This window comes from Salmonella bongori NCTC 12419 (assembly GCF_000252995.1).
Lineage (GTDB): Bacteria > Pseudomonadota > Gammaproteobacteria > Enterobacterales > Enterobacteriaceae > Salmonella > Salmonella bongori.
The window spans coordinates 3,370,131-3,382,882 of the sequence record NC_015761.1 but is presented as its reverse complement, the minus strand read 5'-3'; the positions used below and the strand labels follow the sequence as shown (position 1 = coordinate 3,382,882).

General features: G+C 53.9%; 11 protein-coding genes. 9 read left to right on the top strand and 2 right to left on the bottom strand.

The genetic code is table 11. From position 1 onward, the window contains the following. Positions 1-59 precede the first annotated feature (59 nt). Positions 60-2,192: an intracellular growth attenuator protein IgaA gene (igaA, locus tag SBG_RS16105; RefSeq protein WP_000104103.1), complete on the bottom strand. Its 2,133-nt coding sequence runs from the start codon at positions 2,190-2,192 to the stop codon at positions 60-62. A gap of 322 nt (positions 2,193-2,514) precedes the next feature. Here igaA and nudE point away from each other — a divergent pair, with 322 nt between their 5' ends. Further along, complete coding sequence (gene nudE / locus SBG_RS16100) at positions 2,515-3,078, top strand: ADP compounds hydrolase NudE (RefSeq protein ID WP_001232295.1); 564 nt, start codon at positions 2,515-2,517, stop codon at positions 3,076-3,078. A gap of 94 nt (positions 3,079-3,172) precedes the next feature. Here the strand turns inward: nudE and mrcA are convergent, their stop codons facing one another. Further along, on the bottom strand, positions 3,173-5,725 hold the full coding sequence (mrcA, locus tag SBG_RS16095) for a peptidoglycan glycosyltransferase/peptidoglycan DD-transpeptidase MrcA (protein ID WP_000673827.1): 2,553 nt from the start codon (positions 5,723-5,725) through the stop codon (positions 3,173-3,175). Positions 5,726-5,845: 120 nt separating this feature from the next. Between mrcA and SBG_RS16090 the strand changes: the two genes are divergently transcribed. The 8 genes from SBG_RS16090 (at position 5,846) to damX (ending at position 12,681) form a co-directional block, all read left to right on the top strand. Next, positions 5,846-6,625 (top strand): hypothetical protein, encoded by a 780-nt coding sequence (locus tag SBG_RS16090; RefSeq protein ID WP_000874756.1) that lies wholly within the window; start codon positions 5,846-5,848, stop codon positions 6,623-6,625. Further along, positions 6,625-7,161: a PilN domain-containing protein gene (locus SBG_RS16085; RefSeq protein ID WP_000124355.1), complete on the top strand. Its 537-nt coding sequence runs from the start codon at positions 6,625-6,627 to the stop codon at positions 7,159-7,161. Before SBG_RS16090 ends, SBG_RS16085 begins: the two co-directional genes overlap by 1 nt. After that, positions 7,145-7,618, top strand: coding sequence for a HofO family protein (locus SBG_RS16080; protein WP_001022984.1), 474 nt, complete (start codon positions 7,145-7,147; stop codon positions 7,616-7,618). The genes SBG_RS16085 and SBG_RS16080 overlap by 17 nt, the downstream gene beginning before the upstream one ends. Next, positions 7,608-8,009 (top strand): HofP DNA utilization family protein, encoded by a 402-nt coding sequence (locus SBG_RS16075; RefSeq protein WP_000646745.1) that lies wholly within the window; start codon positions 7,608-7,610, stop codon positions 8,007-8,009. The genes SBG_RS16080 and SBG_RS16075 overlap by 11 nt, the downstream gene beginning before the upstream one ends. Next, positions 7,924-9,162 carry a DNA uptake porin HofQ gene (gene hofQ / locus SBG_RS16070; RefSeq protein WP_000832847.1) on the top strand — a complete coding sequence of 413 codons (1,239 nt, stop codon included), beginning with the start codon at positions 7,924-7,926 and terminating at the stop codon, positions 9,160-9,162. Before SBG_RS16075 ends, hofQ begins: the two co-directional genes overlap by 86 nt. A 464-nt stretch (positions 9,163-9,626) precedes the next feature. Continuing rightward, on the top strand, positions 9,627-10,148 hold the full coding sequence (aroK, locus tag SBG_RS16065; protein WP_000818621.1) for a shikimate kinase AroK: 522 nt from the start codon (positions 9,627-9,629) through the stop codon (positions 10,146-10,148). 56 nt (positions 10,149-10,204) lie between these two features. Then, complete coding sequence (gene aroB, locus SBG_RS16060; protein WP_000439831.1) at positions 10,205-11,293, top strand: 3-dehydroquinate synthase; 1,089 nt, start codon at positions 10,205-10,207, stop codon at positions 11,291-11,293. 98 nt (positions 11,294-11,391) lie between these two features. Continuing rightward, complete coding sequence (damX, locus tag SBG_RS16055; protein WP_000343154.1) at positions 11,392-12,681, top strand: cell division protein DamX; 1,290 nt, start codon at positions 11,392-11,394, stop codon at positions 12,679-12,681. Positions 12,682-12,752 lie beyond the last annotated feature (71 nt).

The window sequence follows — 12,752 nt, the reverse complement described above, 5'->3', positions numbered from 1 at the left end:
ACTCCAGGGTAACGCAATTTGCGCGACAGGGTAGCACACCCTGTCGCGCGGCGGCGTTATCAGATGAGATTTTCCGGAGAGACGGTTAACCTGGGGTTGAGGCAGTTTTCATAGTATTCCTGAATGTCCGCCATACGGGTGCGGTGGCGCTGATAGCGTCTGAATGCCTGAACGCCGTTATAGAGGGTACTGATTATCATGGCCAGCATCAGCAACGTGGTGCCGAGATAACGCCACCAGCCGGATTTATCGGGAATGCGGTGCAGGCCGATATGCTGCGTCCCATTGGCATCCGTATAAACGCTGGTGACAATACCCTCGGCGCTAAACGGCGTTTGCATTAGCGTTTGCGCCAGGCGCTGGAAGGCGCTCCATTGCTCCTGAGCGGGGTAGTCGTACAGAGAGGTTGACGGCCAGGCCTGATCGACCAGTTCGCTACCTTCATCGCTGACGATCAGGAATCCGCCGGGGGCGGGGCTGTTCAGCGCCTGGGCTGCACGTGCAGTTTCGCGGGAGATAAACGGCGCCGTTGAGGTGGTAACCAGATTTTCCAGCGATTCCGCACTTACGGGGCGTAGCAGCACATTAACGCCGTCCAGTTTACCGGCGTTCGCGCGTTTCACCAGCGCGTTCCAGTCCTTACTGTTGCCGAGGTTAACCAGAGCATTCTTCAGGCGCACACACTCGTCTTCCGCAGCGCAAAGATCTGCAGTTTTCAGCACGATATCGCCAAAGTCATCTAACAGTACCATGCCTGACTTCTGAATTGCGGAGCGTAAAGATGCGCTGACACGTGAGTCGTCTTCAGGCTTCGGATGGAGCTGACGATTTACCGCCTGGCTTAACGCCATCGCTTTATTCACCAGATCTGATTCCGGTAGCGGTAGCGCGGGGGCGTCATTCCAGATGATTTGCGAGCAATCAAACGGCATAAATGGTGAGTTCGACTGGCCACTCCAGGTTGCACTGGAATGGATATTGCACATTCCTTTGCCGCTCAGGTGCAGTGTATCGCCCACCCGCACGCCAGCCTCTTCAAGCTGCTTTACCGTGGTCGCTTCGATGGTTTGCGCGCCTTTCATCCACGATAGCGTGAACTTGATTGGCATATCCAGCGGGATCCAGAACAGCAGCATAAACAGTACCAGCAGCGAGCCAATAGCGATGACGGTGCTGCGTAGCCAGTGTTGTAGCGGGAAATTTTTTACCTCGTCATGCAGGGATAAAAACCGTCCCTGACGGGCGACGTGGCGATCGAGGTAAATATCGATATCCGTTTGTTGCCCAAGATCCTGTGCGATGTAGGGCTGCCAGTGGGCAGGGTAAATGAGATCGATAATACCCAGGGAAATATTGTTGATTTGTTCCTGATTATTTTCCCCGAACAGCCCCCAACGGCGGGGAGTACCTCGCAAACAGTGAATTTCCCGCAGCGCGCTTTTCGACGGCGGCGCAAAAAGTCCCCAAAGCCCGGCGGCCAGCAGTAAACTCGCGCCGCCTGCCATCCACGGCACAAAAACATCGGGCGTTATCAGACAGAAAAAGAACAAGAAAAAGGAGGCGACAATTAATAACGCTTCGCGCAAACCTGCCGGACGGCTGAGCGCATATTCTTCGTGCGTCTCCTGACGGATATTTAACAACTCTATCTGCTCGCTCTCTTCGCCGCGAATCGACGCTTGCGTAGAGGCGGTATTTTGCAGGGCGTAACCGCGCGACTCCTGCATATATTCTTGCAGGGTATGGCCGTTCAAAGAGATCACCAGCGGCAGCGTATCTGTGAGGATCAGCTCAACGTTGTTTTCATCATTGATGTACTGTTCCCAAAAAGGCGGCAGATGGACTTCAATAGAGTCGAGATAGTAACGCCATTTATTGGGATCGTCGGTGGTAATGCCGTAGCGGGTGATGGAGTGAGTCAGTATCACGACACTGTTGCTTTCCGCGTTCAGCGTCAGCGAGATGGGCGCAGCACTGGCGCCTGTCGGCCCCGGAACTTGCTGAATCTGGCTAAGGTTATCGAGATAGTTTTCCACCGCGCTGCGCTCTTCAGGCGACAGTTTACGCGTTTGCGCGTCCTGGAAGGCGTTGATCCACGGTAAACTTCCTCGTCTGGACTTTACCCTGAACCGCCATACTGCCAGTAGAGAGCAGGCCAGCAAAGCAGCTATAAAAATCAGAATGGTGCTCATGCTTTCCCCATCTTACTAAGTCTGTCAGGCGTGGTCAGTCGCACCCTGTCCAATAAACATTTTTCTGTGGTTGGCTATCGGCAAGCGTGGAGTTGAACTTGAGCATTGTAAAGCGCATCCCAGTGAAGGCAAATCATAGCAATACCACCAAAAACGGAATATCAGCAAATTCCTGGAGTTATTTCAACCTATTGACTTTTAATTTGAAATAAGAATTAATTTTTATTACGTTACATAAATGTAAATAAACGGCAATTCACATTGCCGAAACCGTGCGGTATGTCGCACAATGACCACAGATTTCACGGCAAAGATTCTCATAATGCGCAAATCATTACAAAAACCCACCATTCTGAAAGTGGAAACTGTCGCCCAATCCCGGCTGTTTAACGTAGAAAGTGTGGATCTGGAGTTCAGCAACGGCGTGCGTCGCGTGTATGAACGTATGCGACCATCAACCCGTGAGGCGGTAATGATTGTGCCGATCATTGATGAGCATCTGATTCTTATTCGAGAATATGCGGTGGGCACCGAATCCTATGAGCTTGGCTTCTCTAAAGGATTGATTGACCCAGGCGAGACCGTTTTTGAAGCGGCGAACCGGGAGCTAAAAGAAGAGGTCGGATTTGGTGCGCATAATCTGACATTCTTAAAAAAACTGAGCATGGCGCCTTCTTATTTTTCCAGCAAAATGAATATTGTGGTGGCCGAAGATCTCTATCCAGAATCGCTGGAAGGCGATGAACCTGAACCGTTGCCGCAGGTACGCTGGCCGCTGGCGCATATCATGGAGCTGCTGGAAGAACCCGATTTCAACGAAGCCCGTAACGTCAGTGCGCTGTTTCTGGTGCGCGAGTGGCTGAAATCGCAGGGTCGGATGGCCTGATGGCGCTGCGCTGATCAGGCCTACGGAAAGTGTCTCTCATTGTATGCCGCCATCCGGCAAACAAAATAAAAAGGCGCCGGAGCGCCTTTTTTGATCAGAACAGTTCGTGCGATTCACCATTATCAATAATGGTGGTGCCTACCTCATGCACCGCCTGCTGTGTCGGCTGCGTGCCTTCAATGAAATACTCTTCACGGCTATTGCCGCCGTTCGCCAGTTGGCCGGTACTGCGGTCAATATTCACCGTGACGATCCCCGGCGGCGGCGTAAGCGGCTGTTCCGGCACACCTTCCAGCACGGCTTTCATATAGGCGTCCCATGCCGGTTGCGCACTCTTCGCGCCGCCTTCATAGCCGGAAATCTGATCTTTGATCGCGCCGGAGGCGGTAGTGCGGCCTAAATCGCGACGGTGATCGTCAAAACCGATCCAGACGGAAGTCACGACGCCAGGGCCATAGCCGGAGAACCATGCGTCTTTTGAGCTGTTGGTCGTCCCGGTTTTGCCGCCAATATCGCGGCGTTTAAGGTCACGCGCTGCGCGCCAGCCAGTCCCCATCCAGCCGGGTTCACCAAAAATATTGGTGTTCAGAGCGCTTTTGATCAGAAACGCCAGCGGCGTATTGATCACATGCGGCGCGTATTCTTGCGTACCGTTTTGCGCCACCAGCGCCTGGTTTGCCTGTTCCAGTTTAGGCATCGGTACGGCGCTGTTTTGCTGCTCTTGCGACACCGCGACTTCTTCTACGTTGGTGTTTTCCAGTACATTGGATTTCTGCGTATCGCCGTAAATGACCGGGATATCGCACTCCGGGCAGGCGATTTTCGGCTTAGCTTCGAAGATCACACCGCCCTGATCGTTCTCAATCTTACTGATGAAATACGGATCTATCAGGAAACCGCCATTCGCCATTACTGCATAACCGCGTGCAACCTGCATAGGCGTAAAGGAAGCAGATCCCAGTGCCAGCGATTCAGTATGCACGATATTCTGCGCCGGGAAGCCGAAGCGTTGCAGATACTCCGCTGCATAGTCGACGCCCATTGCACGCATTGCGCGTACCATCACTACGTTTTTCGACTGTCCCAGCCCCTGGCGTAAACGAATCGGCCCGGCATACTGCGGTGGGGAGTTTTTCGGGCGCCAGTCTGAACCTGCTCCGGCATCCCAGCGGGAAATCGGCACATCGTTGAGCATACTGGCGAGGGTAAGCCCTTTATCCATTGCGGCGGTGTAGAGGAACGGCTTGATATTCGACCCCACCTGACGCAGCGCTTGTGTCGCGCGGTTAAATTTACTCTGGTTAAAATCGAAACCGCCAACCAGCGCCAGCACCGCGCCGGTTTGCGGGTTAAGGGAAACCAGCGCGGAGTTCACTTCCGGCACTTGCGCCAGCCACCAGTCATTATCCACCTGACGAACCCAGATTTGTTGGCCTGTCTGGACAACATCAGTCACTTTACGCGGCGTTGGCCCTTGCTGTGTATCCGAGCGGTAAGGCCGCGCCCAACGCATTCCTTCCATACGGAGCGAAACGGACGTGCCATCGGCAAGCGTCGCGGTCGCTTCCTGTGGGGTGGCGCTGGTGACCACGGCGGGAAGCAGCGGGCCGTAGGTCGGCAACGCTTTCAGTGTATCGGTAATTTTTTTGCTGTCCCACGCCGTTTCGCCCACTTTCCACAGCACATTCGCCGGGCCTCGATAGCCGTGGCGCATGTCGTAGTCCAGTACGTTATTACGTACCGCTTGTTGCGCGGCCTGCTGCACTTTGCGGGTGATGGTTGTGTAAATACGATAACCGTCTTCATACGCGCTTTCGCCATAACGGTTATACATCTCCTGACGCACCATTTCCGACAGATAAGGGGCGGAAAAGGCGATTTCCGGCGCGTGGTAATTGGCGTCGATAGGTTCGCTACGGGCCTGATCGTACTGCGACTGAGTAATATATCCCTCGCTTAACATACGCGAGAGCACCACATTACGGCGTGCTGTCGCCCGATCCATTGAATAGAGCGGGTTAAAGGTGGAGGGCGCTTTAGGCAGTCCGGCGATAACCGCCATTTCGCTCAGCGTTAGTTGATCGACCGTCTTGCCAAAATAGACCTGCGCCGCTGCGCCAACGCCATAGGCGCGGTAGCCGAGATAAATCTTGTTCAGATAGAGTTCAAGAATCTCATTTTTATTCAGCAACTGTTCAATACGAATCGCCAGAAAAGCTTCCTTGATCTTGCGCATCAGCGTGCGTTCCGGGCTGAGGAAGAAGTTTCGCGCCAACTGCTGGGTAATGGTACTTGCCCCTTGCGATGCGTGACCGGAGAAGAGCGCGACGCTGGCCGCGCGGAAAATACCTACCGGGTCAACACCGTGATGCTCATAAAAGCGGCTATCTTCGGTCGCAATAAAAGCATTGATCATTTCTGGTGGAATTTGATCGAGCGTAACGGGAATACGGCGTTTTTCGCCATATTGCGCGATAAGTTCGCCATCCGCGCTGTAAACCTGCATCGGAATTTGCAAACGCACATCTTTCAATGTCGCGACGTCAGGCAGCTGCGGCTCAATATAGCGATAAAGGCCATAAATCGAGCCTGCTCCCAGCAGGATGCAACATACTGCAAGGATTAATAAATACTTTACGAACTTCACTGGAGATTTCCCATTTAGTGTCATTTGGGCAGTTTATAAACAAACGCGCGGTAGTATAAAGGCAAGCCAGACGCATTGATATACCCGTTAACGCGACGGGTGATAAGGAGATCGGTCGTTATGGCTTTTAAAACCTGGCAAATAGGATTGCATATTCAGCAGCAAGAAGCGCTCGCGGTGGCTATTGTTCGCGGCGCATCGGGCTGGTCTCTACAACGCTGGTGGCGGCTGCCGCTGATGAACGTCTCCACGGCCGAAGGGGGGATTCCTGACCTGCAACCATTGGCTGATGTACTACGGCCCTGGAGCCGCGAACTGCCGCTACGTCATCGTATTCACCTCTCTTTTCCCGCACATCGGACACTCCAACGTGCTTTTCCCCATCCGCCGATGCGCCTGCGCGAACGCGAACAAGCCGTATGGCTTTCGCAAACGGTGGCGCGTGAGCTGGATATGGATCCGGACTTATTACGCTTCGATTTTCAGGACGATGCGCTGAGTCCGGCGTTCAGTGTTACCGCCGCGCAAAGCAAAGATATTTCTACGCTGCTGATGCTGGCACCCATGATCAATGTGCGGATCGCCGCTGTAACGCCCGATGCCAGCGCATTACAGCGGTTACTGACTTTTCTACCGCCGGGACGGCAATGTCTGGCCTGGCGTGATGAGCGTCAGTGGCTGTGGGCGACGCGCTATGCGTGGGGGCGTAAATCAACACGAGAGGCGGCAACACTACATGACCTTGCCGCAATGTTATCCGTGATGCCGGAACATATCGCATTATGCGCTGAAGGTGAATTCGACCCCTGGTGCGCCGTGACCGTTCGCCAACCGCCGGTGCCGTCTGACGGTCACCGCTTTGCGATTGCGATCGGTTTAGCGATGGGAGAGATTCGCTGATGGCACGTTCCATTAATTTGCTTCCCTGGCGGCATCAACGTTACGTGGCGCGTCTACAGCTGTGGTGTGTGATATGGGGCGCATCTCTGCTACTGATAGTCAGTCTCGCGATGATCGGCAGGTCAGTTTTTTTGCAGGAAGAGAAGGTTAACGATCTGTTGCTGGCAGCGGAAAACGGACGCGCGACGGCTCTGGCGGCGAACATGCCACGGTTACAGCAGCGTCAGCGGCAGCATCAGGCGCGATTACAATCCCAGGCGCAGCGTGAGCAAACCCAATGCTGGCAGCCTATCCTGACCGGGCTTGCCAATCTGTTACCTGAGCAGGCATGGCTGACAAGTTTGCATTACCAGCAAGGAACACTAGAGCTGGAAGGGATGGCGAACACATTTGACGACCTGAGAATGCTTGAGACATCGCTGCGTCATTACGCCCGTTTTCCGCTAAGCCGCACAGGCACAACGCGGCAGGACGCACAAGGGCGCTGGCAGTTTCATTACCAGTTAAGGAACGCTGCACATGAACATACTCTTTGATATCTGGTGCGGAATGTCTCGCCGTGATCGGGTTTTCTGTTGGGGCGCTGGCGTGGTGTGTCTATCGCTGACGGCAGCGCTATTGCTGTGCTATCCCGGCTGGCAGACGTTGGATATGCAACAGGCGCGGTTACGCCAGCAGCGCGACACCGTCCAACAACAATGGCGTATCCTGCGTCGTTTAACCGCTGCGGATGGCCCCTTTATTGAACAAATAACGAAAGGCGCGCGTCCTTTTTCACCGTTAGATTTCCAGTCGCCTTCCCTGCGTTTGCTGCACTGGCAGCCGTCGGCGCAGGGCGGTGAAATGGCGTTGAAAGTCGCCTGGGAGGCGGTGCCGCCGCTATTTTCCCGGCTGGCGGAAAGCGAGATGGGCGTACGTCAGTTCTCATTGCGAATAGAAGAGGGAGCATTATTGATGACGCTGCAACTGGAGCGCCTGGCCAATGAAGGCTAACCGCAGTGTATTGGTCTGTGTTTGTCTGCTGACGTTGACCGGAATGCGCGATCCCTTTCGTCCACCGGAAGATCGCTGCCGGATAGCGGAGCTTCCGCAGTGGCGGTATCAGGGCGTAGTACGTAAAGAGGCGCGATGGATAGGCATCCTTCAGGATAGCCAGCAAAAATGGCGGCGAGTAGAAGAGGGGCAGACGCTGGAAAACGGCTGGACGATTGTTCGCCTGACGGCGCACGCCTTAACGTTAACAATGGGTGAAAAGTGTGCGCCGCCGCAATGGCAGTGGCTACGTCAGGGAAAAAGCAATGAAGCGATGGATAGCAGTAATACTGATGGTCTTGATACCCGCCGCGCAGGCGGGAAAAGCGGCAAAAGTAACACTGATCGTTGATGACGTACCTGTCGTGCAGGTTTTACAGGCCTTAGCCGAACAGGAACGTCAAAACCTGGTGGTGTCGCCGGATGTCAGCGGTACGCTATCGCTGCATTTGACAGAGGTTCCGTGGAAACAAGCGTTACAAACGGTAGTGAGCAGTGCGGGGCTGGTACTGCGGCAGGAGGGGACTATCCTCTATGTTCATTCGCAGGCCTGGCAAAACGAAAATCGTGCGCGCCAGGATTCCGAGCGGTTACGGCGTCAGGCTAATTTACCTCTGGAAAACCGCAGTATTGGTCTGCAGTACGCTGACGCCGCAGAGCTAGCCAAAGCAGGCGAAAAACTTTTGAGCGCGAAGGGAACCATCATGGTGGATAAACGCACTAACCGATTGTTGCTACGCGATAACCGTGCGGTTCTGGCAGAGATGGAAAAATGGGTCGCGCAAATGGATCTTCCGGTGGCGCAGGTTGAACTGGCGGCGCATATCGTCACTATTAACGAAAAGAGTCTGCGGGAACTGGGGGTGAAGTGGACGCTGGCTGACGCGCCGCAAGCGGGAGCGGTGGGCGACGTGACGACGCTTTCCAGCGATTTATCGGTCGCCGCCGCCACTTCACGCGTAGGGTTCAACATTGGGCGCATTAACGGGCGCCTGCTGGATTTAGAACTATCAGCCCTGGAACAAAAGCAGCAGCTGGATATCATTGCCAGTCCCCGGCTGCTGGCTTCGCATTTGCAGCCAGCCAGTATTAAGCAAGGCAGTGAAATACCTTATCAGGTCTCCAGTGGTGAAAGCGGCGCGACATCTGTTGAATTTAAAGAAGCGGTGCTGGGGATGGAGGTCACACCTACCGTTTTGTCAAAAGGGCGTATTCGCCTGAAGCTGCGTATCAGCCAGAATGTCCCCGGTCAAGTGCTACAACAGGCTGACGGCGAAGTGCTGGCGATAGATAAACAGGAAATTGAAACGCAGGTAGAGGTGAAAAGCGGCGAGACTCTGGCGCTGGGGGGGATTTTCTCGCGAAAAAATAAATCGGGAAGCGATAGCGTGCCGATGTTGGGGGATATTCCCTGGCTTGGCCAGCTCTTTCGCCATGATGGCAAAGAAGATGAGCGACGTGAGCTGGTGGTGTTTATTACCCCCAGACTGGTGGCGACAGAATAATTTATGCATAAAAAAGCGCTGTTTTTGCACTGAACGTGTCTCAGGCATTTGACGTGCGGAGGTATTTAGCATACAAGGAGTACCGATTTGAGAGTCGTGCTTTTCGTTGCTTACGCATTGATGAATGCGCTTTGCCTTGCCGAAGGTGTGCATAAGACCGATGATAAACGGCGGAATGTCCGCTGAGGCAGACTTCCTGGTTCTGCGGATTGCACACAATTGTTTGAAATTATAACAATTTGTAGGTCGGATATGTTGTTCTGGCCACCATCCGGCAATGCTAACTCGGGTTTTGCAACAATCAGGCTTGGTGATTTATTCAGTTGCCAAACCCGCTTGAGTATTGAGATAATTTTCAGTCTGACTCTCGCAATATCTTATGAGGTTTCAGTTCATGTCCTGCTGCGCTGGGTGTCTGTGAAGCGGGTTTACCATTAACGAATAGTCTTAGTAGTACCGAAAAAATGGCAGAGAAACGCAATATCTTTCTGGTTGGGCCTATGGGTGCCGGAAAAAGCACTATTGGGCGCCAGTTAGCTCAACAACTCAATATGGAATTTTACGATTCTGATCAAGAGATTGAGAAACGAACCGGAGCTGATGTGGGCTGGGTCTTCGATGTTGAAGGTGAAGACGGCTTCCGTAATCGTGAAGAAAAAGTTATCAACGAATTGACGGAAAAACAGGGTATTGTGCTGGCAACCGGCGGTGGCTCTGTAAAATCGCGTGAAACGCGTAACCGTCTCTCCGCACGTGGCGTCGTGGTTTACCTTGAAACGACCATCGAAAAACAACTGGCGCGCACGCAACGTGATAAAAAGCGCCCGCTGTTGCAGGTGGAGGCGCCGCCTCGTGAAGTTCTGGAAGCGCTGGCTAACGAACGCAATCCGCTGTATGAAGAGATTGCTGATGTCACCATTCGCACCGATGATCAAAGTGCTAAGGTTGTGGCAAACCAGATTATTCATATGCTGGAAAGCAACTAATTCAAGCAGAATACGCTGGGTAAGCGGGTACAAGTAACTAAGGTGGATGTCGCGTCATGGAGAGGATTACAGTCACTCTCGGGGAACGTAGTTACCCGATCACCATCGCGGCTGGTTTGTTTAACGAACCAGCTTCATTCTTACCGCTGACGTCGGGCGATCAGGTCATGTTAGTGACCAATGAAACCCTGGCACCGCTTTATCTGGATAAGGTACGTGGCGTACTTGAACGGGCGGGCGTTAACGTAGACAGCGTGATTCTCCCGGACGGCGAACAGTATAAGAGCCTGGCGGTGCTGGATACGGTGTTTACGGCGTTACTGCAAAAGCCGCATGGTCGTGATACCACGCTGGTCGCGCTTGGCGGCGGCGTGATTGGCGATCTCACCGGTTTCGCGGCGGCCAGCTACCAGCGAGGTGTTCGCTTCATTCAGGTGCCGACCACTCTACTGTCGCAGGTTGACTCGTCCGTTGGCGGGAAAACCGCCGTCAACCATCCCCTTGGTAAAAACATGATTGGCGCGTTTTACCAACCTGTCTCCGTGGTCGTCGATCTTGATTGCCTGAAAACGCTCCCCGCACGCGAACTGGCGTCGGGGCTGGCAGAGGTGATCAAGTACGGCATCATACTTGACGCTAACTTCTTTAACTGGCTTGAGGATAATCTGGAAGCGTTACTGCGTCTGGACGGCCCGGCAATGGCATACTGTATTCGTCGTTGTTGTGAGCTGAAAGCGGAAGTTGTTGCCGCCGACGAGCGTGAAGCAGGCTTACGTGCTTTACTGAATCTTGGACATACCTTTGGCCACGCCATTGAAGCAGAAATGGGGTATGGCAATTGGTTACATGGCGAAGCCGTTGCTGCAGGTATCGTGATGGCGGCGCGCACATCTGAGCGTCTGGGACAGTTTAACTCTGCCGATACGCAGCGCATCATTGCTCTGCTTAAACGAGCCGGACTGCCTGTCAACGGCCCTCGCGAGATGTCCGCTCAGGCCTATTTGCCGCACATGCTGCGAGATAAAAAAGTGTTGGCGGGAGAACTGCGTTTAGTGCTTCCCCTGGCCATAGGGAAAAGCGAAGTCCGCGGCGGAGTGTCGCACGAAGTCGTTCTTAGCGCCATTGCTGACTGCCAGCAGGCGTAACAACAAGAAAGGTCAGACTGATATCGCTGTAGATATCAGTTTTTTAGCTTCAGGTTATGTGCAATGTTGTCAGCATTAACCTTTGAGTGGGGTGTTAAATGGATGAATTCAAACCAGAAGACGAGCTGAAACCCGATCCCAGCGATCGTCGGACTGGTCGTTCTCGTCAATCTTCAGAACGTGATAATGAGCCGCAGATCAACTTCGATGACGTTGATCTGGACGCCGACGAGCGCCGTCCGACGCGTGCGCGTCAGGCGCGTAATGAAGAACCTGAAGTCGAAGAAGAGTACGAATCCGATGAAGACGATACGGTGGACGAGGCGCGTGTAGAACGTCGTCCGCGTAAGCGTAAAAAAGCGGTCCATAAGCCAGCCTCTCGCCAGTATATGATGATGGGCGTTGGCGTGCTGGTGCTGCTGCTGTTGATTATCGGTATCGGTTCTGCGCTGAAAGCCCCCTCAACCTCTTCCGGCGAGCCATCGGCTTCTGGTGAAAAGAGTATCGATCTTTCTGGTAACGCTGCCGATCAGGCGAATGCGACCCAGCCAGCGCCGGGTACGACTTCCGCTGAACAAACGGTAGGCACTACGTCGCAGGATATTTCATTGCCGCCGATTTCTTCAACGCCGACGCAGGGACAGTCGCCTGTCGTTACTGACGGTCAGCAGCGCGTGGAAGTACAGGGCGATCTGAATAACGCTCTGACGCAGAATCCGGAGCAGATGAACAACGTTGCGGTGAACTCTACATTGCCGACCGAGCCTGCAACCGTCGCGCCGGTTCGTAATGGTAGTGTGTCGCGTCAGGCGGCAGCTAGCGAACCTGCCGAACGTCATACCACGCGCCCGGAACGTAAGCAGGCCGTCATTGAACCTAAGAAACCGCAGGCAACGGCGAAAACGACGACCGCTGAGCCGAAGAAACCTGCTGCACCGGTGAAACGTACGGAACCGGCAGCGCCAGCCGCGACGCCGAAAGCGGCTACCACAGCCCCTGCGCCAGCGGCTGCGCCGAAAGCGACAGCAAACGCCGCGCCGGTACAAACTGCGAAACCCGCGCAAGCCTCTACGACGCCTGTCGCAGGCGGCGGGAAAAGCGCAGGCAATGTTGGCGAGTTAAAAAGCGCGCCATCCAGCCACTATACGTTGCAGCTCAGTAGTTCTTCAAACTATAACAACCTGAATGGTTGGGCGAAGAAAGAGAACCTGAAAAATTATGTGGTATACGAGACGACGCGTAATGGACAACCGTGGTATGTGCTGGTAACCGGGGTGTATGCATCGAAGGAAGATGCTAAACGTGCAGTGTCCACATTACCTGCTGACGTGCAGGCAAAAAACCCGTGGGCAAAACCGTTGCATCAGGTTCAGGCCGATCTGAAATAATCCAGGCTGTGTCCTGCAATTGCCTGTGAGTGTCGCTGACAGCTATTCTTGTTCAGGACAAGCGCGAGGGG

Excerpts from the sequence above, each read along its gene's own strand:
- igaA (WP_000104103.1), bottom strand. The coding sequence starts at position 2,192 with ATGAGCACCATTCTGATTTTTATAGCTGCTTTGCTGGCCTGCTCTCTA.
- nudE (WP_001232295.1), top strand. The coding sequence starts at position 2,515 with ATGCGCAAATCATTACAAAAACCCACCATTCTGAAAGTGGAAACTGTC.
- SBG_RS16090 (WP_000874756.1), top strand. The coding sequence starts at position 5,846 with ATGGCTTTTAAAACCTGGCAAATAGGATTGCATATTCAGCAGCAAGAA.
- SBG_RS16085 (WP_000124355.1), top strand. The coding sequence starts at position 6,625 with ATGGCACGTTCCATTAATTTGCTTCCCTGGCGGCATCAACGTTACGTG.
- SBG_RS16080 (WP_001022984.1), top strand. The coding sequence starts at position 7,145 with ATGAACATACTCTTTGATATCTGGTGCGGAATGTCTCGCCGTGATCGG.
- SBG_RS16075 (WP_000646745.1), top strand. The coding sequence starts at position 7,608 with ATGAAGGCTAACCGCAGTGTATTGGTCTGTGTTTGTCTGCTGACGTTG.
- hofQ (WP_000832847.1), top strand. The coding sequence starts at position 7,924 with ATGAAGCGATGGATAGCAGTAATACTGATGGTCTTGATACCCGCCGCG.
- aroK (WP_000818621.1), top strand. The coding sequence starts at position 9,627 with ATGGCAGAGAAACGCAATATCTTTCTGGTTGGGCCTATGGGTGCCGGA.
- aroB (WP_000439831.1), top strand. The coding sequence starts at position 10,205 with ATGGAGAGGATTACAGTCACTCTCGGGGAACGTAGTTACCCGATCACC.
- damX (WP_000343154.1), top strand. The coding sequence starts at position 11,392 with ATGGATGAATTCAAACCAGAAGACGAGCTGAAACCCGATCCCAGCGAT.